Raw genomic sequence first — 20,023 nt, 5'->3', positions numbered from 1 at the left:
AAACAACACTGACAAAAAAATGACAATCGCGAGTGAATAATGCAAAAAGAACACCATTGTCGTTGCCCATGGCTCGATACCAGCAAAGAAGATTATGTGGCCTATCATGACCAAGAATGGGGGGTCCCATTATATGATGATCACCGCTTATTTGAATTTATAACCTTAGAGTCAGCACAAGCGGGACTGAGTTGGTATACCATACTTAAAAAGCGTGATGGCTATCGCAGTGCCTTCAAAAACTTTGTTGTCGAAGAGGTTGCCAAAATGACCGAAGACGACGTCGAAAGGTTAATGCAGTTTGAAGGTATTATTCGTAATCGCGCTAAAATCGCCGCCACTATCAATAACGCGCAACGGTTTATTGAGATTCAAAAAGAGTTTGGCAGTTTCTCAAATTACCAATGGCAGTTTGTTGGTGGCAAACCATTGGTAAACGATCTTGATAAATTAGAGGATTACCCGGCTATTACTGAAGCCTCAACAGCATTCGCCAAAGATTTAAAAAAGCGCGGTTTTAAGTTTTTAGGCCCTACGACGGTGTATGCCCACATGCAGGCCTGTGGCATGGTAAATGACCATAGCAATGATTGCTTTAGAAAAGCTGAGATAATTAGTGAATATTAAAGAGATAAAACCGAGGAAGAAACCTAACGCGGCTTAGTCGCGCGTTAGGTTGTATTTCTTCATTTTTTCGACCAGTGTGGTGCGCCTAACACCTAAAATTTCTGCTGCACGTGCAACAACGTAATCATAGCGCTCTAATGCTTGGCTGATTAAGCTGATTTCAAGCTCAGCAAGATACTCTTTGAGCTCAATTCCTTCATCTGGTAATAAACCTGAGTCAGCCGTTGTTGCTGGTACATCAAGCTCTTCCTCATCATAATCACTAAAGCCGGTACTGAAAATATCGTTGAAAGCATCTCGCTCCATCAACTCTTCTGGGTACTCAGGCTCATAAGCCTCAACTTCAATATAACGATATTTAGCTGGAAGGTCTGGCACATCAACCACTTTATCTGGAAACATGATCACCATGCGCTCAACTAAGTTAGCAAGCTCACGAATATTCCCCGGCCACGCATGCTCTTTTAAGCTTTGAATCGCACGCTCAGTGAATTTGGCCGTTGTGCCACTTTGCTCGTTCACACGACGCATTAATTCTTTTAAAAGCAGAGGAATGTCGTCAGCACGCTCACTAAGCGAAGGATTTTCAATTGGAAACACGTTTAAACGATAAAAAAGGTCTTCTCGGAAGTCGCCCTTTTCAATCATTTCTTCAAGGTTGCGGTGAGTCGCAGCAATAATGCGTACATCTGCTTGAATAGGCTTAGTACCCCCTACTCGCTCATAGCTACGCTCTTGCAACACACGCAGTAGTTTAACCTGCATTTGCAAAGGCATATCACCAATTTCATCTAGAAACAGCGTGCCGCCTTGCGCTAATTCAAAACGCCCTTTTCGCGCTGATATTGCGCCCGTAAAGGCACCCTTTTCATGGCCAAATAGCTCACTTTCAAGTAGTTCGCCCGGGATAGCACCACAGTTTACCGGCACAAATGGCCCGGTATTGCGTTTAGAGAGTAAATGAACGTTGCGTGCAACAACTTCTTTACCTGTGCCTGACTCACCTAAGATCAGCACATTGGCATCGGTTTTTGCTACTTGCTCAATTAAAAAGCGCACATCTTTAACAGCTTCGGTTTCACCTACTAAACCATCAAATGATTTGTTAGATTTAGCTTGTTTATGGTCACCCGGTAGCATGCGCTGATATTGCTGACAATCATGCAATAGCTGAGTAGTTACATCATGGTTAAATGGCTCACAAATTAAACCAACTACATTTGCAATGCTTAGTAACGGTTTGAGTGTTTCACCAATTAATAAAAACGGAATGGCAGGAAACTGTTTGATCACAGCCTCGTGATTTAGCTGCTGTAAAGCACCAAGAATGACCATACATTCTTGCTGTTGATGTTTTTCACAAAAAGACTGTAATGTAGTCTCATCAACTAATTGTGCAGATTCACCAATGAAGGTAAGTGCTGCATGTAAACCTATCGCACGATTATTATTATTGTCTAAAATTAAGATCATTATTGGCGAACCACAGTTACCACGAGGTTAGTTAATTTCTAAATTGTAAGCGAGTTTAGGAGGGATGCAAGCGCTAAGCGGCAATTTATTGACATCAACGCCAAAAAATAGTCACTTAGCACTAAAATTTAATACTAAAGAATTAAAGTAAACCTAATATAGATTCGGCTGAACGATTTGCCTGACCACGTAAGGCAATCGATGCTTGCGATAAAATATCATTAGCTACTTGATCAGACACAGCTTTTGCATAGTCAGTATCTTCTATTCGGCTTTGGCTCGCAGCAATGTTCTCTCGCTGGTTGCCTAAACCTTTTATCGTACTCGCCAAGGTGTTTTGAAAAGCGCCTAGCTCAGCTCTTTGGGTGTTAATTTCCTCAGCAGCTTGGTCGCTAATATCAATCGCAGCTTGAGCTCCTGCTTGGGTTGAAATATCGATTCCTGCAATAACTGAAGCAATACTGCCATCAGATGGCGTCACTGATTGTGTGGTGTTAGCATCAGGACCAACTTGAAACGACACTTGCTCACCATCAAATAAAGGTTTGCCACCGAATGTTCCATTTTCAAAGGTTTCTGAAATTTGCGTTTGCAATTGCGACACTTCTTCTTGAAGTGCAGCCCTATCACTGTCTGTGAGCGCACCATTACCCGCTTGAATAGACAGCTCTCGTATGCGAGAAACGGCATCATTCACACCTGATAGATTTGACTCTGTTACTTGCGAGTAAGAAATGCCGTCGTAAGCATTGTTAATTGCTTGACTGTAGCCATCTTGCTGCGATGTTAATCGATCAATAATTTGCAGTGCAGCGGCATCATCTGCCGCTGAGTTTACTTTTTTACCTGATGCTAGTTGCTCAGTAAGCTTATTACCCGTTTGCTGAGTTTGGTTTAAAAACCCGGTATTGGGTGATTGAATTTTCATGGCGGCCTCCGACAAACCGATTGCTTAAATTATAGCTTAATTTGCCAAATTTTGTACTTTGTACCATGGTTTAGATAAATTAACTTGGCATCTGACTTGCTAGTGTATTAGTTAATAGTTAAATTACTGAGAATTGTGTCAAAATTCTCACTTTGCGTATCAAACGCCAATGAAAAATAACTCGGGTAACACTATGTTCGACAATAAAACAATTTTAATTACCGGTGGTACCGGTTCATTCGGTAAAAAATACGTCAAAACGCTTCTAGAACGCTATAAGCCAAAAAAGATCATTATCTTTTCGCGTGACGAACTCAAACAGTTTGAAATGCAGCAAGAGTTTGACCAACCGTGTATGCGGTATTTTATTGGTGATGTACGCGATAAAGAAAGGCTTCGCCGTGCTATGCGCGGCGTGAACTATGTGATTCACGCAGCAGCATTAAAACAAGTTCCAGCCGCTGAATACAACCCAATGGAGTGCATCAAAACTAATATCAATGGCGCAGAGAATGTAATTGACGCCGCCCTTGATAATAACGTAGAAAAAGTCATTGCACTGTCGACTGATAAAGCCGCGAATCCAATCAACTTATATGGTGCGACAAAACTTGCATCAGACAAGTTATTTGTTGCTGCTAATAATATTGCTGGCGGCCATAAAACAACTTTTTCAGTAGTAAGATACGGTAACGTAGTGTGTTCGCGTGGCTCTGTTGTGCCTATTTTCCAAAAGTTTATCGACCAAGGCCGCGACCATATACCAATTACTCATGAAGAAATGACTCGCTTTTGGATTAGCCTGCAACAAGGTGTTGATTTTGTTTTAACTAACTTTGAGCGTATGTTAGGTGGCGAAATTTTCGTTCCGAAGATCCCTTCAATTCGTATTACTGATCTTGCCAAAGCAATGGCACCTGACTTACCAATTAAGGTTATAGGTATTCGCCCAGGTGAAAAGTTACATGAGGTCATGTGCCCGGCCGACTTATGCTTTGAAACGTACGAATATAGCGACCACTTTGTTATCGCTCCGGGTATAAAATTCAGTAGTCGTAGCAATGATTTTACTGTGAATGCTATTGGTGAAAAAGGCAAAAAAGTTACCCAAGGTTTCGAGTATAACTCGCTTGATAACCCTGAATATATGAGTATTGAAGAAATTAAAAACTTCAATGTTCAAGCATTATTGTAAAATTTATTATGGCGAATAAGGTAATTCCTTACGGCAAACAAAGTATTTCGCAAGAAGACATCAATGCCGTAATTGATGTATTAAAGTCTGACTGGTTAACACAGGGTCCTGCTGTTCCAGCATTTGAAAGTGCCATTGCAGAATATTGTGATGCTCACTATGCCTGTGCCACTAACAGTGCGACTTCAGCGTTACATATTGCTTGCCTTGCTTTAGGCGTAGGTAAAGGTGACATTGTATGGACGTCGCCAATCTCCTTTGTCGCATCGAGTAACTGCGCCCTGTATTGTGGCGCAGACATCGATTTTGTTGATATCGACCTTGAAACAGGCAATATGTCTGTTGCAGCGCTTCAAGAAAAGCTAACGTTAGCCAAACAAAGCCAGCAACTTCCTAAAGTCGTGATCCCTGTTCATTTAGCTGGTCAGTCATGCGATATGGCAGCAATCAATGCACTTGCCAAAGAGTATGGTTTTAAGGTTATTGAAGATGCCTCGCATGCTATTGGCGCGAAGTACAAAGATAAGCCTGTTGGCAGCTGTATTTATTCAGATATTACTGTGTTTAGCTTTCATCCAGTCAAGATAATTACATCTGCTGAAGGGGGGATGGCGGTTACCAACTGTGCTGAGCTCAACAAAAAAATGAGCCGCTTGCGAAGCCATGGTATTACTAATATTCCTGAAGAAATGACCGAGCCAAGTCACGGCCCTTGGTATTATCAACAGTTAGAGCTTGGTTTTAATTATAGAATGACTGATATGCAAGCCGCTTTAGGACTGAGTCAGTTAAAGCAGCTAGACAACTTTGTATCAGTGAGAAACGACATTGCAACAACATATAACCATGCGTTTGCAAATTCAACGCTAGCTCATTTAACACAATCGGATGATTGTTACTCTAGCTACCATTTATATATTGTTCGTTTAACGCAATGTAACGTAGAAAAACACAAGTCAGTCATTACAGGTATGCGCGAGCAAGGAGTTATTGCTCACTTGCATTATATACCGATCCATTTACAGCCTTATTATCAAGCTTTAGGCTTTTCGGAAGGTGATTATCCAAATGCAGAAACTTACTACAAACAGGCTGTTACCATTCCTCTGCACCCAACTATGACAGCAAATGAGCAGCAATTCGTTATCGATAAATTGATTGATTTATTATGAAGCTCGCTTTAGGCACAGTGCAATTTGGCTTGAATTACGGTGTGAGTAACCGTTCAGGGAAAACTAAGACCGATGAAGTTAAGCGGATCTTAAAGCTAGCAAAAAGTGCTTCGTTAAATACGATTGATACTGCTGCAGCCTACGGTGATGCTGAAGCTGTTTTAGGCAATTGCGCTATTGATGATTTCAACATCGTGAGTAAAGTAAAACCTTTACCTAATTCATGTAATGAAGAAGAGTGGGTTCACTCTTGCCTTGAGCATACACTTACCGACTTACATTTAAACGCTATTTATGGGCTACTTTTACATAACGCTGACGATTTAAAGAAATACCCAAGCCTTTTAAATGTTTTATACAATCTTAAAGCTGACAATAAAGTAGCCAAAGTAGGCTTATCGGTTTACTCACCTAACCAGATTAGCGAACCTATTTTAGAGCAAATTGATTTAATCCAGCTACCTGCAAATATATTTGATCAACGTTTTTTAACAGCAGATTTATTGAAAAAGTTTAAAAAAAATAAAGTTGAAGTTCACACTCGTTCAGCTTTTTTGCAAGGCTTACTATTGATGTCTGAAGGTGAGTGGCCTGAATATTTTAACCCAATAAAACAGTCCCTTGAGATTTTTCATCATATGGCTAAGCGTTTAAACATGACACCTTTAGCACTGGCTATTAACTACGTTGTTGGTATTGAATCAATTGATAAAGTTGTCATAGGTGTTAACAGCGAAGCCCAGCTGGAAGAGATTTTACAAGCGTTAGACAGCAAGTTAGAACCAAATGTATTTTTTAACGAACTTGCTATCGAAGACGAAAGTTTTATAAATCCTGCCAAATGGCAGCTCAGTTAGTAAAAATCACTGTAGTGAAGCGCTTGCTTTGTAGAGTTTTTTATTAGCTCTGCAGTCTTATTTGGGCCGACATTAAACAAACTGTCAATCGCGCTTAAATGCGACTCAAAACTACCATTTCTTTGAATGTATTCAGGGTGCTCAAAGTTTTGATAGTAAACATCTATATTATTTTTTACCAGTTGCCCACCAGGCGTAAATTCTTCAATATAATTTTTTGCTCCCATCGGCGACAAGTAAACGTTACAGTCTAATATGTTACATAAGGAAACTAACCGGCTATCTTTTACGCCTTCAACATTAGATAGTTTTGAAGATATGTAAGTTGGCGTGCTAATACCGATATAATCCATTAGAGCCTTAATAAGAGCTATATTAAACTGAGCTACAGTATTTAAGTTATCTTTTTCAAACACCGATGAAAGGATTGGGAATAGCTCTTCAAAATAGTCAGTTTTATTATAGTTTTCATAAATACTTTTTAAGTGCTTTTTCTTCCAAACTGTTTCTTTTACAAATGAGGTGTTTTCAATAGTGGCCGCTGATCTCCCATTCGGTGTTGATACATGACAACTAAGCATCAAGGGTTGATTTTTAGCCTTTATTCTATTTCTGATATGCCAATCACTTTTCTCTAATTTTACATCATCAAGAAACACAAACTTATCTGCGCTTTGTATCAATGCAAAGTAACCTAGCCATGGTAAATAAGTCGGCTGCATTACACTTAAAATCATACACTGAAGCCCTCTTTGTATAGGCTCAAAGTAAACTCGTAAGGATACCCACCAATTTTTGTGACATAGTCATGCTTTAAATTCACAAAGGGGGTCATTTCTTGCTTGCACATGTCAAAAATAACCATGGGATCTATATAAAATAAAGTAGGATCTTCATACTCTACATAAGTTGATAACGCATTAAAAATAATGGACTTTTCACATGCAGCAAAACTTTTAGTAAGAGCGTTTTTCATAAACGAAAAATTATCAGTTGTTTTGTTATTAAAAACACCACTGATTAAAACGTGATCATAGCCAAGTGGCATAGCATCACTGTAGATATCAAACAGTTTAAATTTAGACTTTCTATCGTCCGAAAATTTTTTTTCGGCAGAATGAATAAACTCCGGGACAAAGTCTAAACCCAAATAATCCCCTGTAAATCCATTATCACGGAAAAATGCCAACATATCTCCAAGTCCACAACCTAGATCAACAACCCGGCTTTTGTTTGATATTTGCTCAAGAAAAATTTTAAACCTAACATTTTGAGCTTCTTTTGAAACATGCTGAACAGATTGGTGACTATTCCCAAATTTAGCATATAAACCTTGATAATAACTTTTTAGGCTTTCACTCTTACCTGTAGTCATTTATAAATCTCACCATGTTAGTTAATTGAGTTTTAGGCGTAGCAGGCTGAACAAACAAATTTACAATTTTATTTCCGATTTCTTCCGCATTCGGGTAAAAACCTTGAGTTTGTAGAAGACCTAAAGAGCGGTAGTGGCTAGTGAACAATATGTTTTGTTGCTTTGCTGCATTTAAAAATCGCTCTCTATTTTCAATAAATAAAGGGTATCGCCAATACGTTATTTCAGGATTGTACTTAAGCCTTTTAAATTTTTCATTAGAAACAGTTTGCTCTACAAAAGCAATGTTCGACTTTCTGATGGCTGTTAATTTATCTAGCTTTTTTAAACCTTCTAATACATGAGTTATTTGGATAAGTTCAGAAAATTGAGCCATTTTATTATCATCTAAGAAGTCTCTAGCCTTGTCAGCAAAAGTCTGACAATTTGTCATTAATGCTCCACCATAGTTTTGGCTAATAGGCTTATCATAGCCAAAACTAATTACTGAGAAATCACCAAAGCTCCCTATTGGACGGCCTTTAAATTTGCCGCCATACGCAAGGCAAGCATCTTCAATTAAAATGACACCTTTTCGCTTAGCATAATCAGTAATTTCATCAATTGCGCAAAAGTGGCCATACCCATGAACAGCAAGAATGGCCGAAATATCATCATCCATTACTGATTCAATTTGTTCAACTTCCATAGAAAGAGTGCTTAGTGAAACATCAGCTAGCACAACTGAATAACCAGCCATTTGAATAGAGAATAAAACGATAGGACAACAACTTGCAGGCATGACTACCTTACTACCTTGCTCTAAACCTGCGCATTTAAGAGCTGTGATAATTGCAAAACTGCCTGAGCGGGTTAAGATGGCATGATTTCGAACAAAGTAACCCGCTAACTCTTTTTCTAACTCGTCTAAACCCAAATTCTAATATCCTTTCGGTATGTAGCAAGCACGAAGGTTTCTGGCTGAGTCAATACTTCTACTTTTGTTGTATATGCTGCTAAATCATCGATTAATTTTTTAAAGTTATAAAAGCGCCACTGCGAATAACGGTGTATCAGAGGTATCGTTTTTTCATATTCTAAGTCACTATTTCCTTTAATTTCTGACTCAAAGTTCGCATCAAGAATATCTCCTAATAGAATCAAGCCGCCAGGCTTTGTGACTCGAATCATTTCTAATATCACTTCTAGAGCATAGTCATATGAAGGAAAGTAGTGAAAAATGCTGTAGCAAAGCACTCTATCAAAATAATTATTCTTGAATCTTAAACTATTTGCTTCTGACTGAGTGAATGCTCCATCTGGCAACAACATTTTTGCTTTGTTTACCATAGATTCAGAGTAATCAACCCCCACTAATTCGTTAAAATTATTAGCTATCTTAGAGAGCAACAAACCATTACCACAGCCTACATCCAAAACATTACCTTTAGAGGCTGAGTTTAACTCTAGCTTACTTAATACATCTGCACTCAGTGCAAGCCAAGCACTATCTTCGAATGGGCGTCCAACCTGTTCTTTGAAGTCAGCACTTGCATTTGCTATTGAATCCCATTCAGCTTGTTTCGATTCAAATTCGTTCATTTCAAACCTTCATAATTTCAAGTGCTAAGTTTCGCGTTGAATAAGTATTATAAGTTTCAACAAATGAATTTACTTGTTTTGTTTTTTGCTTGATGAAACTGGTTATCCCTTGATTTAACTTATCAACACTTGCATCTTCAGCCAGACCTAAATCGTAAGTTAAATTATTTTTGGCTAATTCTAAAGTATCTTGATGTTGTTCGCGTGTTTGCGAAATAGAACAATTAGGTATTAAACAAAATCCAGCTTCATATTTAGTTAACCCTCCACCACTAATAATTAAATCACTATCAGCAAAGTAACTCGAAATATCTTCAGTAAACCCTACTATTTCTACCTTATTATTTTCAACATTGAGTTGCGGCTTTTCTTTATCTATAAGAGTAAAGTCGATACCAGTAAAAACTTGGTCCAAAGCCGCAATAACTTTTACACCAACACCAAAAGCGTCGTAACCCCCTATAAAAATAAGCACTTTTTCAATTTCATTTTTATATGGTAATGCTAATTTTTCTCCCCTTAAGGCAACTAGCTCGGGTGAAAATGAAAAATAATTCACACCTAAGCAGCTAGGATTAGTAGTTTGATAAAATGAATCAGCATTCAAACGAAAATTAATAAGAAGGTTAACAAAATCAAAGTTGTATTGATTAAAGTCATCAATAACACATAACTTAAAACCAGCACGCTTTAAATTGAGCAGATGTTGTTGAGAAAAATCGTAGCTATCACAAATAATAGTTGTGTTTTCAGCATCGCGCAGTTCCTTTAGTACTTTAAAAGAGTAAAAACAAATTTTTTGCTCAGCAAATAAGTCGTAGTTACCATAAAAATAAACTTTAGGACTGTTCGATAGAACACTTATTTGTCTGGCAATGTTTAGACTCCTTGATAAATGCCCTAAACCAGTACTTTTCGATGCGTTGCAATAAAAAATATACTTAGCTTTAGTTCGCATAGTTATTGATATCTTCATATGCAAACCTAAGAACGTCATGTAAAAGCCAACAACGCCCGCTAAATCTACCAGAAACAAGTATATTACTGTATGCAGACGTTAGAGTCTGATAATTAACTTCAGTCGCTTCTGCAAATTCCTTTGTAGGTACAGGGAAAGTATTTTCAATTTGCTGGACAAAGCCACTTTGTATAGAAGCATCTTCAGCAACCAACCCCATATTCCTTAGATCTTCTACACCTTCATTTAAAGTAAACTCAGCTTCACTTTTATCTCTAAGAACCTCAGCAGATACAGAGTGAGTTTTCTCTGTTCGTAAATTATCATAAAGAGTGATTCTAAAAATTTCAGAGCTTGGATCCCAGTTCCATAAATAGTGAGATTTATTATTATTGAGGGGTTTATCAAATGTTGCATGCAAGATATAAGCAGTTCGGAACGTAGGCCGATAGCTATGAATAGGTAATTCTCCCGCATGTAATGCAAAAACAGGAGGTGCGCTCCAAAAAACAAGTTCAGTGTTAATTACATCACTGTTACTTAGTTCTACAGAGTCGATTTTACCATTTGATTCAAATATTTTTTTTACTTGAGTGTTAGTGATAATTTCAACGCCTAAAGCCTGTGCTTTATTCACGAGCTCTGATATCCATAACTGAACTCCATCAGTATTTGGATAAAAGTAATATGGCATCGAAAAATTATTTTCTTTTAAATATGTGTCATATTCACTACTTTTATGAAAGCCTAACTTTTTATCTATTTCAGGATGTTGTTTTAATATTCTCGTTAAGTTTTCATCAAATGCTTTTACCCTATTAGCACCAAAGTAATTGATACTAGTGTTTGTTGATAAACGTTTCTTATCGACATCCTTACCGTACAGCTTACTAATAACTGGCTTTGCCAAGTTTTCATAAAACGTTGGCCCTAGAGTTTCTTCCAAATATGTTTCTATATCTATTGCAGAACTTGGCAGAACAGAAGATAAAAACTCACCAATACCTATGTGATAAACATCTTTATTTAACTTTCTGGCATCAATAGTTTGTGTTTCTAAGTCCCAAGAACCAGCGAAATAGTTTCCTGTTTCAAGGCGTTGAAAATGATGCCACTGTATTTCATTATTCTCAAAGTTAAAGAGAATATCATCAACCTCCTGTATTCCAGTTGTAACTGGAATATGAGTTCCCTGATCATAAATATTACCTTTGTCATCTTTGACTGAACTTAGCAAACCTCCGACTGCAGTACCTTGCTCAACCAACAAAACTCGATCATATCTTTTTTTTAGTAATATACTCGCGGTGAGGCCACAGACGCCACCACCTACAACAATACATGTTTTCATAACTAATCACCGATATTATCTAGTACATCAAAGCTTACACGGTCACCAATTTCGACTTTTCTACTAATTTGTTTACCAATAACTTGATCGTAATATTTAGTATGAAGCCCAAACCCTGGCCTAACTGACTTTATGTCATCAGCAGTAATAACATCACCTTCGTCAAGTGGTTTAGCAAAGTACAAAGAACGTCGAGCTAAAATATTTTTTTGTGCTGACTCAGTTATTGAATAATCAACATTACCAAGCGCCTTCTCAGCATCTCTTACAGCACATACCAATTGACTAAATTCATTTTTATCTAACGAGAAAAAGGCATCTACTGAATCATCACTTTTATCTAAAATGAAGTGCTTTTCGATGATTTTAGCCCCAAGAGTTACACTCACAACAGGAGAGATTATCCCTTGTGTATGATCAGAAAGTCCTGCAAGGCAATTAAAGCGCTCCTTTATATCTGCAATTGTCGCTAAATTACACTCATCTAAAGGCGTAGGGTAAGCTGTAGTACACTTTAAGATTGCGAGCTCTTTACAACCATTCTCCCTCAACACTTCAACTGCAAGTTCAATATCTTCAAGATTTGCTATTCCTGTTGATAAAATTACTGGCTTTCCAGTTTTTGCTACATATTGTAAAAGAGGGATATCTGTAATTTCTGGAGAGGCTATTTTATAAACAGGTGCACCTAATTCTTCTAGAAGATCAACTGCAGAAAAGTCAAAGGGTGAAGAAAAAATATCAATATTACAACGCTTTGCTTCAGCAAATAACTCTTTATGCCACTCCCAAGGCGTATATGCTTTTTGATATAAAGAATGCAATGAAACATGCGATTGCCATGGATTATCGCTAGGTAAGCAGAAATCAGGTTTATCGCAATCAAGAGTGATTGTATCTGCTGTATAGGTCTGCAGCTTGATAGCATCTGCGCCAGATTGTTTGGCTTCTCTTATTATTTCTTTTGCTTTTTCTAAACTTCCGCCGTGGTTCGCCGACATTTCAGCAATAATATAACAAGGACTAGTGGAATCTATTTTTTTTCCATTAATTTTCATATTATTCTCTATCTTGTTGTTCGTTTTTAAGGGAAATTAGAAGCCCCTCATTACGAACTATTTGAGCATTGATGGCTTTCACTTCAGGGTGGCTGTCTAGAAATGCTTTTATCTGTTGATAGGTTACATTTAGAGTATCATCATTCGCATCAGCAATCGCATTTATAACTTGCCAATCTTCTGGTGTATCTAAAGTAAACCGATAATGACTATCATCAGTGTCATTATTCAATTCAATAACTCGATATTGCTGTTCTTTATTTTCATAGAGATGCAAGGTGACATGTTCTAATTCAGATGGCCTCAGTGCTTCTAAAACAAGCCCTTTTAACGCCTTTGTTTCTACAACTTCACAGTCAACGCCTTCTGCAAACATTTCACTTAAAAAACCATACTGAGCATTTTCATCTATTACTTTAGTACACAACCGCTCACAAATATCAGCATCAACAAAAGGCGTATCACCTGTAATACGAATTACGAATTCACAGGGGTAAAGCTCGGTCGCGAGCTGAAACCTTTGTAATACGTTCTCTTCTGGCCCTCTAAAGTATTTAATCCCATGCTCTTTAGCAACAAGGCATAATTCATCGTTCTCTTGATTAGTCGATGTAAGTAAAACAGTATCATCAATACAAGCAGCCTTTTTTAGCCGCTCAACAACTTGAACGATCACAGGCCTACCATTAATATTTTTAAGAACCTTGTTTGGTAGTCTCGAAGACCCCATTCGAGCTTGTATGAATGCTATTACTTTAGCCATCTAATTTAACCTTTGAAAACCACTATGGCAAACAGGTCCATCTATTAAGCTGGCAATATCTTGGTTACTATCAAGTGCACCTTGCAATAGGTTAAAAACTTCAGAGATAGCAGAAATATACTTTTCACATATCTCTTCACTATGGGCAATGGAAAGATAAATTACATTACTGGCTAAGAAGCCTCTTTTTAGCATCTCTTGAGTGAACAAAGTTTTAAGTGCTAATGCTTGATCTGTCGGAAAAATAAATATCGGCACGCTATCAATACCAATAATTTTTAAATCAAAACCAGCTTTAGCTGATGCATCTAATATTTGTTTTTTGAGTTTTTTACCAATTTCATTAAGCTTAAGAGGTACATTGTCACGTTTAAAAATTTCCAATGTTTTAAGCGCAGCAACAAAACCAACTCTTTCAGTCCAGTAAGAGCTACTAATAAAAGATTGCTGTGCAGCATCCATTACTTCTGAGCGACCTATAATTGCCCCAATAGGGTGCCCGTTACCTAGCGCTTTACCTAGTACACAAATATCTGGTTCTACCTCAGTTAAAAGGTGTGATGCGCCTGTATTTAATCTAAATCCTGAGGAAATTTCGTCGAAAACAACCACTATATTATTTTCATGTGCAATTGCTTTAACTTCTTTTAAAAATTCAACATTTGGTTGGCCATGCCTGAACACTTCCATCATCACAACACCTAATCTATCACGATGCTTTTCGACAATAGCTTTGAAACCTTCAATATCACCTTCTTTAAAAGGAATAGCAGTGTTGTGTAATTGCTTTGGCACACCTGCAGGTTTTAGTCCTGGTAATAGTTGCTCATCTAAATTTTCACTATCACTAATATTTGTAGCTAAATACCAATCATGCCAACCATGGTAACCACAAAATGCCACGGTTTCTTTCTTACTAAAAGCACGAGCGATTCGAATTGCTAAAGTACAAGATTCACCACCAGTACGTGTGAAGCGAACAGCTCCTGACCAAGGATGCAGGTCAATCAATTGCCTTGCTAGTTCAACTTCTTCAAAACAGTTTAAACTACTCATCGAACCATCTTGAATAGCAGAAATAACAGCGTCATTAATCTCATCGTTAGCATAGCCAAGAGAGCTAGTTCCAATTCCCATAATAGAAAAATCGTAGTAATGATTGTTGTCTAAATCCCAAACTTCACAACCTTTTGATTTTTTATAGTAAGCAGGCCATTGCTCCGGGAGAAACATTTCAGCGCGCTTTGATAATAGCTGATTACCTCCAGGGATAATTTTTTTTGCTTGTTGCCAAAGCTTTGCACCAGAGTTATTTTTTAAGGTCATGAAATACCCCTAGAAGAATATGATTAGATAATATCGATTTGTTTAGGAATATTATAGAGATAATAAATTCCCATATATAGGTTATCGGCAAGGTATCTACAAAATAAAGTAGTAATTTATGAAAGCAACCAACGCATGTAAATACCTTGATCTTTCTTATCAAAAGTACGAAAACCTAATTTTTCATAACTCTTGATCGCGGGAATATTGTTAGCATCAACACCTAAAATGATTTCACTAATAGATAGCTGTTCCATCAAGCAGCGTGCAGTTGCAGTTATGACTTCAGCTGCAACTCCTTTACCTCGCCAAGCTGGCTCACCGATTAGTATCCCCATTGTGGCTTGTCCACTTTTTTGGTCTATTGGCTCGTATTTAATATTACCGATATGATTGCCCTCAAAAAATATCCCCCAAAGAATACAATCAGAAGCCGTATTTTTTGAGTTTATATACTCTCTTAATGAGCTTATTGAGGAAGATGAGTAAGCAATGTATTGCTTACTCATCTTGTCTTCAAACCAACTTAAGTAGCGTTCAGATGCATCTGATTCATTTAACAATCTCAAATTGAAGCGGTTGGTAGAGATTGATGTATTCATTAAACTGAAGGCTTAGAGTAGTCGAAGCTATAGTCACTCAATACATTCCATCTTGTTCTGTATTGATTAGGGGCTTCAAGAATGAAGTCTTTCCACAGTTCCTTGGCTTCTTGATAATAAGGGATAATTTCTTTGTCATCACCGAAGTTGTAAAGTAATGAAATTAATACCGAAGTTACATACAAAGACTCACCTTCTAAAAGAAGGTAAAGATGAGTAAAGCGAGGGTGGTTTTTAAATGAAAATAAGTAACGCAGGCTCTTTAATAATTGTTGTAATGCATCTGCTCGATTATTAATTTCAGAGTCTAAGATTTCAGCTATAACATTACATAACTGTTCAAACTCATCGAAGTCTAGGAACTCTTCTAGATTAATATTCTGCTCTAGTGATTTGAACGGTTCTGCTTTGATAAAACTTATAACCTCATGCTTACTGACGTTCGTAGACTCAATAAAGATGTCTTCTGATAATAATGGCATACTTCCTTTTATGGCAGTACCATCACTACAGTTATAGCAATTTAAACCTGTTCCTAACTTTGACTCTAAAAAACGCTCCATTTGAACTTTACCGGTGTGCATAAAATGATCAGTAATAACTTCACCACCAAAATTACCAGGAACGACCAACTCTCCACCCATTTTTAATGGAGCATGAATAGTTTTACCTTCTCCAGAATAGTAATAACTCCCTTTTGAATGGTGATGGTTAGGATCTTTATAACCATTATCTGCACCAAAAAGATAAATGTTCTTAAACTCCATGCTGCCAAAAAAGCTTAACGCAGTGTTACCAACAAGCGGGTTACTAAATCCTATCGTTGTTGTTATGCGGTTATTTTTTAAATATTCAGTAATATGAAACAACGATGTACCAGCTTCGTTCCCTTTTAAAGCTACGCCACACCAACCAAAAAGGTCCAAAACACCTGGGTACATTACATTTAAAACAAGTAAGTTTATTTCTTGTCGAGTTTGTTCAGGCACAAATGCGACTAAAAAGTCTTCTGTTGCTTTTGTTCTTTCAAGAGCAACGTGAAAATCAGGAACAATACCGTGATTTAGTAAAGAAGTGGTCGCTGAATTACATGCAACAACAATGACATCTTTTTGATATTTTTTTATCACCTCAATGTCTTTATCAAGAGAAGGCCCGTTCGCAACTATAAAGATAGGAAATTGATTAAAATCAGGTGATATTTTATTTTCTGGCTTTAATAAGTTAACAGGCTTATGACTGTTTTCAACGGTATGAGCAATACTTAACAAGGCATCATCAAAAAAGCCCCACCCCATAAAAAACTGATGAAAGTTTCCTTTAAATTCAGCTATGAGTCTATTAACAGCTTCTGAGGGATAATGTTGAAAGAAAAGTGCAGAGGCAACACTAAACGCACCTATCTGGTTTGCTCTATCATGTAACGCTTCGTACATTTCACTTTCAGATACTCCAATAGCAAAATACAGAAAGCTGCCTGAGTCATCGACTTTTTGGAGGAATGACTGCCAATCAAAGGTGAATAAACTTGCGAAAAAATAGTCTTCATTTGGCTCAAAAATACTGATGTAATCAGCAATAAACTTGTCAAAAAAGTTATTTAGATAATAGCCTAAGCCAACACCAAATATAATTGCGCTAGGCACTCGCTCATCAACAGCCTTATTTTCTCCTAAATTTTGGCTAGCATTGTTGTAAACTCGTCCTATAGATTTCATTAAATCAATATGAACAAAGTTTGTTTCATTCTTTAAAAACTCAACTCGGCTATGATCGACTTTTCCCATAATAGGATTTTTAAACATTTGCTCAATTTGGGAGTTGGACTGTGCTAAAGGATCTTCACCGTAAAGAGGTACACCAGTGTCATAATCAACAAAGTTAGCAGTACCATTTTCATTAAGAAATAAATTAAACTTCTCTGAAGGTTGATGTGATAAGAATTTCGTTGCGATATCTGGAAAATACTTTTTGAAGGCATTGATATTATTTTCAAATCTTTTATTTGCTTCTTCTGCAAAAAGTGCATCTCTTTTATCTTTTTCTGAAATGCCTTTTAGCTGCGCTTCAATTTCTTCAATTTGTTGCTGTTGAGATGGTTCAGACATTTTGGTACTTCTTCAAGTTTTTCTGATTTTTTTGGAACTGAGCTAACTGCTTAACAGTTGATTTTTTTTTAGCAATAACTTGCTCGATTAGTGCTTTATGTTGCTCTACTACATTTAAAATATCTTCATCACTTTTGAAGTGCTCTCTATCTATAGAGTTAGAAAATAAAGTTTTTATCTCTTCATCAATCTTAAGTGATTTTTCAACCTCGTTTGATTCAATTGCAGAAGCAAATTCAGAGAACAACTTTTCAAAATCAGCCGACATTGGCATCAACACCATTTTCGTTTAATGTTTGTTCTCTTATATCATGTGGGATTGCGTCCCAAGCTGACTTGATCTCTTTTAGCAAGTTAGAAACTTCTATCACTATTTCAGGATCATTTTTAATACTTGCATCTAGTAAACGGTCAATCATATAAGAATACAATGCATAAAGATTTTCAGTGACTTCACCGCCAACTTCAAAATCTAAACACCCTCTTAATGCCTCTAAAATAGCTGACGCTTTTGATAAATGCTCACTTTTAGCTTCAAGGTGCTTTTTTTCAATTGCCACTTTCGCAAGCACCATTTTTTCAATGGCACCAGCCATTAACATTTGAATGATTTCGTAACGGTCAGCACCAGCTACTCGGGTTTTAAGAGCCTCTTTTTGATAATTCTTAACTTTAGCGTTGTACATACTTTCTACCTTTTTATCGCTGAAAATTAACTGCTAGACTTAGTGAAACCAGGTAAACTAGCAAGTTGCGAACTCAGATAAGTTTGCGTTGATTGCATTTGCGCAAGCAAAACATCTAACCCTGAATATTGCTGCCTTAATCGAGTTTCGAGCTCTTCCATTCTATATTGGTGATTTAAAACATCATCTTCTAGCTCATCTAATTGGCCATTCAAGCTCTCTTCACGCTGCTTTATGATACCATCAGAGTCTACGTAATTATTAAGTAAGGCCTCGAACTGTTTAGCAACGCCGTTTTCACCTGCAAAAGCTTTGCCAATGTTGTCAAAGTTATCATCCATCGCTTCATTTAAACTACGAACTAAGCTCGACTTTTCAAGGTAACCTTCTTTATCAACACCTAAACCTATATCAAAAATACTGGTAAATGGGCCTGCATCAGACAAATTAGTTGAGAGTGTATTTACTAATTGTGAACTTAAAGACCTGATTGTAGCATCGCTATTTAAAGGTTTACCTACTCTTGATTGAAAACCTAGTTGACCTACTACATTGTTGTAATTTGCAATTAACTCATCAACCAGTGTAGTAATACTCTCCCTGTCATACTCGACAGACAATTTGGCAGTTTCACCGTCAACACTTTGGCGTTTAGCCGTAATTGTCATGTCTTGAACGGCATCTTTGAATGTGTTGGTGTCATTGGTGATAGTGATACCATCAACCTTTATTGTCGCGTCTTTGGCTTCATTACCAGAAGCTATAGCTATCCCACCAGCACTAACACCATCGTTTGCTAAAGTAGAAACATTATCTAGCTCAGCATTGTCGTTAGTAATAACTAGATCATTACCAGTGCCTGTCACATTCGAAGTAAAAACAAGCTTAGACTCTGTGCCTGTATTAATAATATTAGCAGTGACGCCAAAGTTAAGATCAGAATCGTTAATAGCATCACGTAAGTCAGCAAGAGTTGCACCAGCATCAAGTGTTATATCAAAGCTCTTATCGCCAGCAGCAAAAGATAAAGTACCGCCAGAAGCTGTGACAACATCATCTGTTGAGGTAAATAGACCATCATTGGAAGTTGCGCGACTACCCTGTGCAAGCTCAACAACTTCTATGTTGAAGTCCCCTGGGGTAATATCTGAAGTTGGAGTTACCGAGATTAAATCACCATCATCACTAGTAGGCTGCTTGATGTTAGCAATTCGTTTATCAAAGTTATCAGGGTCAGCAAGCTTCTCGACTGTATCTTGCAGTTTCGATAACGCTGATTTCACTTCACCTAAAGCCGATAACTCAACCTGAAGCGATTCTTCTTTTTTAACAAAAGCATTCATTTTTGGAGTATTTTCAGCTGATAGTGTCGCACTGATGATGCTTTCTAGATCAAGACCAGAGCCTACTCCTGCAGATGTAATTAATGCCATTATAATACTCCTAAATGCTAACTTTATGCGGTTCTATCGAACAACAAACCTCTATTGCTTAATTTATCGGCAAACTCTTCTAAAGCTTTAGCCACTTCGCGAAACTCTTCGGTTGGAATTTCTCGAATTACCTCATCATTTTCTTTATCAAGAACTTTGATAATAGGCGGTTCCCCCATCTCATCAAATTCAAAAATTAAATTTGTTGATGTGACTGGGATATAGCTATTAAGCTTTTCTAAGTTTTGTTTTACTTCAGCAATTAGATCGTTTTTATCTCTCTGCTCATTTTGTTTAGAAACTTGCTCAATATCCACAGGCTCTCTACCAGCAATTTCTGTGCCTTTACTTGCTTTAATATCATCAATTTCAGCTTTTAAAGTTGCAGAATTTCCACTAGTAGTAAGGTTATCATTAGACCTTTGCGTTGAATTAAGATCTATCATAGTAATACCTCTTAATATCTTACCTATTAAGTATAAGCCACTTCAGAGTAAATTTCCTAGCAACCCAAAGTGGCTTATAAAACA

21 protein-coding genes are annotated in these 20,023 nt (G+C 37.2%); 4 read left to right on the top strand and 17 right to left on the bottom strand.

Annotated features, from left to right (window positions below; translation table 11 throughout):
* Window positions 1-39 precede the first annotated feature (39 nt).
* Window positions 40-627 (top strand): DNA-3-methyladenine glycosylase I, encoded by a 588-nt coding sequence (locus tag HUS61_RS08565; RefSeq protein ID WP_063529302.1) that lies wholly within the window; start codon window positions 40-42, stop codon window positions 625-627.
* A gap of 33 nt (window positions 628-660) precedes the next feature.
* Here HUS61_RS08565 and HUS61_RS08560 read toward each other — a convergent pair whose 3' ends face one another.
* Both HUS61_RS08560 and HUS61_RS08555 read right to left on the bottom strand, forming a co-directional pair.
* Window positions 661-2,100 (bottom strand): sigma-54 dependent transcriptional regulator, encoded by a 1,440-nt coding sequence (locus HUS61_RS08560; protein WP_175082349.1) that lies wholly within the window; start codon window positions 2,098-2,100, stop codon window positions 661-663.
* A gap of 142 nt (window positions 2,101-2,242) precedes the next feature.
* Window positions 2,243-3,028 (bottom strand): flagellin, encoded by a 786-nt coding sequence (locus HUS61_RS08555; RefSeq protein ID WP_175082348.1) that lies wholly within the window; start codon window positions 3,026-3,028, stop codon window positions 2,243-2,245.
* A gap of 193 nt (window positions 3,029-3,221) precedes the next feature.
* On the opposite strand from HUS61_RS08555, the gene pseB reads away from it, so the two are divergent.
* Genes pseB through HUS61_RS08540 form a run of 3 tightly spaced genes read left to right on the top strand, consistent with a single transcriptional unit; the run spans window position 3,222 to window position 6,252 of the window.
* Entirely contained in the window at window positions 3,222-4,223 is a 1,002-nt protein-coding gene (gene pseB / locus HUS61_RS08550) for a UDP-N-acetylglucosamine 4,6-dehydratase (inverting) (protein WP_058586397.1), read from the top strand.
* Window positions 4,224-4,231: 8 nt separating this feature from the next.
* On the top strand, window positions 4,232-5,395 hold the full coding sequence (gene pseC / locus HUS61_RS08545) for a UDP-4-amino-4,6-dideoxy-N-acetyl-beta-L-altrosamine transaminase (protein WP_175082347.1): 1,164 nt from the start codon (window positions 4,232-4,234) through the stop codon (window positions 5,393-5,395).
* Window positions 5,392-6,252: an aldo/keto reductase gene (locus HUS61_RS08540; protein ID WP_058586399.1), complete on the top strand. Its 861-nt coding sequence runs from the start codon at window positions 5,392-5,394 to the stop codon at window positions 6,250-6,252. Before pseC ends, HUS61_RS08540 begins: the two co-directional genes overlap by 4 nt.
* Here HUS61_RS08540 and HUS61_RS08535 read toward each other — a convergent pair.
* The 15 genes from HUS61_RS08535 to HUS61_RS08465 all read right to left on the bottom strand — a co-directional run bounded on the left by HUS61_RS08535 (window position 6,249) and on the right by HUS61_RS08465 (window position 19,939).
* Window positions 6,249-6,989: a WbqC family protein gene (locus tag HUS61_RS08535; protein ID WP_175082346.1), complete on the bottom strand. Its 741-nt coding sequence runs from the start codon at window positions 6,987-6,989 to the stop codon at window positions 6,249-6,251. The genes HUS61_RS08540 and HUS61_RS08535 overlap by 4 nt on opposite strands.
* Window positions 6,986-7,627 (bottom strand): class I SAM-dependent methyltransferase, encoded by a 642-nt coding sequence (locus tag HUS61_RS08530; protein ID WP_175082345.1) that lies wholly within the window; start codon window positions 7,625-7,627, stop codon window positions 6,986-6,988. The genes HUS61_RS08535 and HUS61_RS08530 overlap by 4 nt, the downstream gene beginning before the upstream one ends.
* The gene (locus HUS61_RS08525; RefSeq protein ID WP_175082344.1) at window positions 7,614-8,543 is read right to left on the bottom strand and encodes a DegT/DnrJ/EryC1/StrS family aminotransferase; all 930 of its coding nucleotides are present in this window, start codon (window positions 8,541-8,543) and stop codon (window positions 7,614-7,616) included. The genes HUS61_RS08530 and HUS61_RS08525 overlap by 14 nt, the downstream gene beginning before the upstream one ends.
* Window positions 8,534-9,208 carry a class I SAM-dependent methyltransferase gene (locus tag HUS61_RS08520; RefSeq protein WP_175082343.1) on the bottom strand — a complete coding sequence of 225 codons (675 nt, stop codon included), beginning with the start codon at window positions 9,206-9,208 and terminating at the stop codon, window positions 8,534-8,536. The genes HUS61_RS08525 and HUS61_RS08520 overlap by 10 nt, the downstream gene beginning before the upstream one ends.
* A 1-nt stretch (window position 9,209) precedes the next feature.
* Window positions 9,210-10,184, bottom strand: coding sequence for a glycosyl transferase (locus HUS61_RS08515; RefSeq protein ID WP_175082342.1), 975 nt, complete (start codon window positions 10,182-10,184; stop codon window positions 9,210-9,212).
* Window positions 10,156-11,517: an NAD(P)-binding protein gene (locus HUS61_RS08510; protein WP_175082341.1), complete on the bottom strand. Its 1,362-nt coding sequence runs from the start codon at window positions 11,515-11,517 to the stop codon at window positions 10,156-10,158. Before HUS61_RS08510 ends, HUS61_RS08515 begins: the two co-directional genes overlap by 29 nt.
* Before the next feature lie 2 nt (window positions 11,518-11,519).
* Complete coding sequence (gene pseI / locus HUS61_RS08505) at window positions 11,520-12,575, bottom strand: pseudaminic acid synthase (protein WP_175082340.1); 1,056 nt, start codon at window positions 12,573-12,575, stop codon at window positions 11,520-11,522.
* Window position 12,576: 1 nt separating this feature from the next.
* On the bottom strand, window positions 12,577-13,338 hold the full coding sequence (locus HUS61_RS08500; RefSeq protein ID WP_175082339.1) for a cytidylyltransferase domain-containing protein: 762 nt from the start codon (window positions 13,336-13,338) through the stop codon (window positions 12,577-12,579).
* Window positions 13,339-14,664, bottom strand: a complete 1,326-nt coding sequence (locus tag HUS61_RS08495; protein WP_175082338.1) for an aminotransferase class III-fold pyridoxal phosphate-dependent enzyme — start codon at window positions 14,662-14,664, stop codon at window positions 13,339-13,341. It lies immediately after the preceding gene.
* Between the two features lie 116 nt (window positions 14,665-14,780).
* A complete protein-coding gene (locus HUS61_RS08490; RefSeq protein ID WP_058586408.1) occupies window positions 14,781-15,266 on the bottom strand; it encodes a GNAT family N-acetyltransferase in 486 nt (161 codons plus the stop codon).
* Window positions 15,266-17,374: a 6-hydroxymethylpterin diphosphokinase MptE-like protein gene (locus HUS61_RS08485; RefSeq protein WP_175082337.1), complete on the bottom strand. Its 2,109-nt coding sequence runs from the start codon at window positions 17,372-17,374 to the stop codon at window positions 15,266-15,268. Before HUS61_RS08485 ends, HUS61_RS08490 begins: the two co-directional genes overlap by 1 nt.
* Window positions 17,367-17,642: a hypothetical protein gene (locus tag HUS61_RS08480; RefSeq protein WP_175082336.1), complete on the bottom strand. Its 276-nt coding sequence runs from the start codon at window positions 17,640-17,642 to the stop codon at window positions 17,367-17,369. Before HUS61_RS08480 ends, HUS61_RS08485 begins: the two co-directional genes overlap by 8 nt.
* A complete protein-coding gene (fliS, locus tag HUS61_RS08475) occupies window positions 17,632-18,060 on the bottom strand; it encodes a flagellar export chaperone FliS (RefSeq protein ID WP_058586411.1) in 429 nt (142 codons plus the stop codon). Before fliS ends, HUS61_RS08480 begins: the two co-directional genes overlap by 11 nt.
* 26 nt (window positions 18,061-18,086) lie before the next feature.
* Complete coding sequence (gene fliD / locus HUS61_RS08470; protein WP_175082335.1) at window positions 18,087-19,493, bottom strand: flagellar filament capping protein FliD; 1,407 nt, start codon at window positions 19,491-19,493, stop codon at window positions 18,087-18,089.
* Window positions 19,494-19,516: 23 nt separating this feature from the next.
* Complete coding sequence (locus HUS61_RS08465) at window positions 19,517-19,939, bottom strand: flagellar protein FlaG (protein ID WP_175082334.1); 423 nt, start codon at window positions 19,937-19,939, stop codon at window positions 19,517-19,519.
* Window positions 19,940-20,023: the final 84 nt, after the last annotated feature.

This window comes from Pseudoalteromonas sp. 0802, from assembly GCF_013350085.1.
Taxonomy (GTDB): Bacteria; Pseudomonadota; Gammaproteobacteria; order Enterobacterales; family Alteromonadaceae; genus Pseudoalteromonas.
This window is presented reverse-complemented; position numbering and strand designations above follow the sequence as displayed.

What these genes read in the sequence shown, in the direction of transcription:
- HUS61_RS08565 (WP_063529302.1), top strand. Translation starts at nt 40, where the DNA reads ATGCAAAAAGAACACCATTGTCGTTGCCCATGGCTCGATACCAGCAAA.
- HUS61_RS08560 (WP_175082349.1), bottom strand. Translation starts at nt 2,100, where the DNA reads ATGATCTTAATTTTAGACAATAATAATAATCGTGCGATAGGTTTACAT.
- HUS61_RS08555 (WP_175082348.1), bottom strand. Translation starts at nt 3,028, where the DNA reads ATGAAAATTCAATCACCCAATACCGGGTTTTTAAACCAAACTCAGCAA.
- pseB (WP_058586397.1), top strand. Translation starts at nt 3,222, where the DNA reads ATGTTCGACAATAAAACAATTTTAATTACCGGTGGTACCGGTTCATTC.
- pseC (WP_175082347.1), top strand. Translation starts at nt 4,232, where the DNA reads ATGGCGAATAAGGTAATTCCTTACGGCAAACAAAGTATTTCGCAAGAA.
- HUS61_RS08540 (WP_058586399.1), top strand. Translation starts at nt 5,392, where the DNA reads ATGAAGCTCGCTTTAGGCACAGTGCAATTTGGCTTGAATTACGGTGTG.
- HUS61_RS08535 (WP_175082346.1), bottom strand. Translation starts at nt 6,989, where the DNA reads ATGATTTTAAGTGTAATGCAGCCGACTTATTTACCATGGCTAGGTTAC.
- HUS61_RS08530 (WP_175082345.1), bottom strand. Translation starts at nt 7,627, where the DNA reads ATGACTACAGGTAAGAGTGAAAGCCTAAAAAGTTATTATCAAGGTTTA.
- HUS61_RS08520 (WP_175082343.1), bottom strand. Translation starts at nt 9,208, where the DNA reads ATGAACGAATTTGAATCGAAACAAGCTGAATGGGATTCAATAGCAAAT.
- HUS61_RS08515 (WP_175082342.1), bottom strand. Translation starts at nt 10,184, where the DNA reads ATGAAGATATCAATAACTATGCGAACTAAAGCTAAGTATATTTTTTAT.
- HUS61_RS08510 (WP_175082341.1), bottom strand. Translation starts at nt 11,517, where the DNA reads ATGAAAACATGTATTGTTGTAGGTGGTGGCGTCTGTGGCCTCACCGCG.
- pseI (WP_175082340.1), bottom strand. Translation starts at nt 12,575, where the DNA reads ATGAAAATTAATGGAAAAAAAATAGATTCCACTAGTCCTTGTTATATT.
- HUS61_RS08500 (WP_175082339.1), bottom strand. Translation starts at nt 13,338, where the DNA reads ATGGCTAAAGTAATAGCATTCATACAAGCTCGAATGGGGTCTTCGAGA.
- HUS61_RS08495 (WP_175082338.1), bottom strand. Translation starts at nt 14,664, where the DNA reads ATGACCTTAAAAAATAACTCTGGTGCAAAGCTTTGGCAACAAGCAAAA.
- HUS61_RS08490 (WP_058586408.1), bottom strand. Translation starts at nt 15,266, where the DNA reads ATGAATACATCAATCTCTACCAACCGCTTCAATTTGAGATTGTTAAAT.
- HUS61_RS08485 (WP_175082337.1), bottom strand. Translation starts at nt 17,374, where the DNA reads ATGTCTGAACCATCTCAACAGCAACAAATTGAAGAAATTGAAGCGCAG.
- HUS61_RS08480 (WP_175082336.1), bottom strand. Translation starts at nt 17,642, where the DNA reads ATGTCGGCTGATTTTGAAAAGTTGTTCTCTGAATTTGCTTCTGCAATT.
- fliS (WP_058586411.1), bottom strand. Translation starts at nt 18,060, where the DNA reads ATGTACAACGCTAAAGTTAAGAATTATCAAAAAGAGGCTCTTAAAACC.
- fliD (WP_175082335.1), bottom strand. Translation starts at nt 19,493, where the DNA reads ATGGCATTAATTACATCTGCAGGAGTAGGCTCTGGTCTTGATCTAGAA.
- HUS61_RS08465 (WP_175082334.1), bottom strand. Translation starts at nt 19,939, where the DNA reads ATGATAGATCTTAATTCAACGCAAAGGTCTAATGATAACCTTACTACT.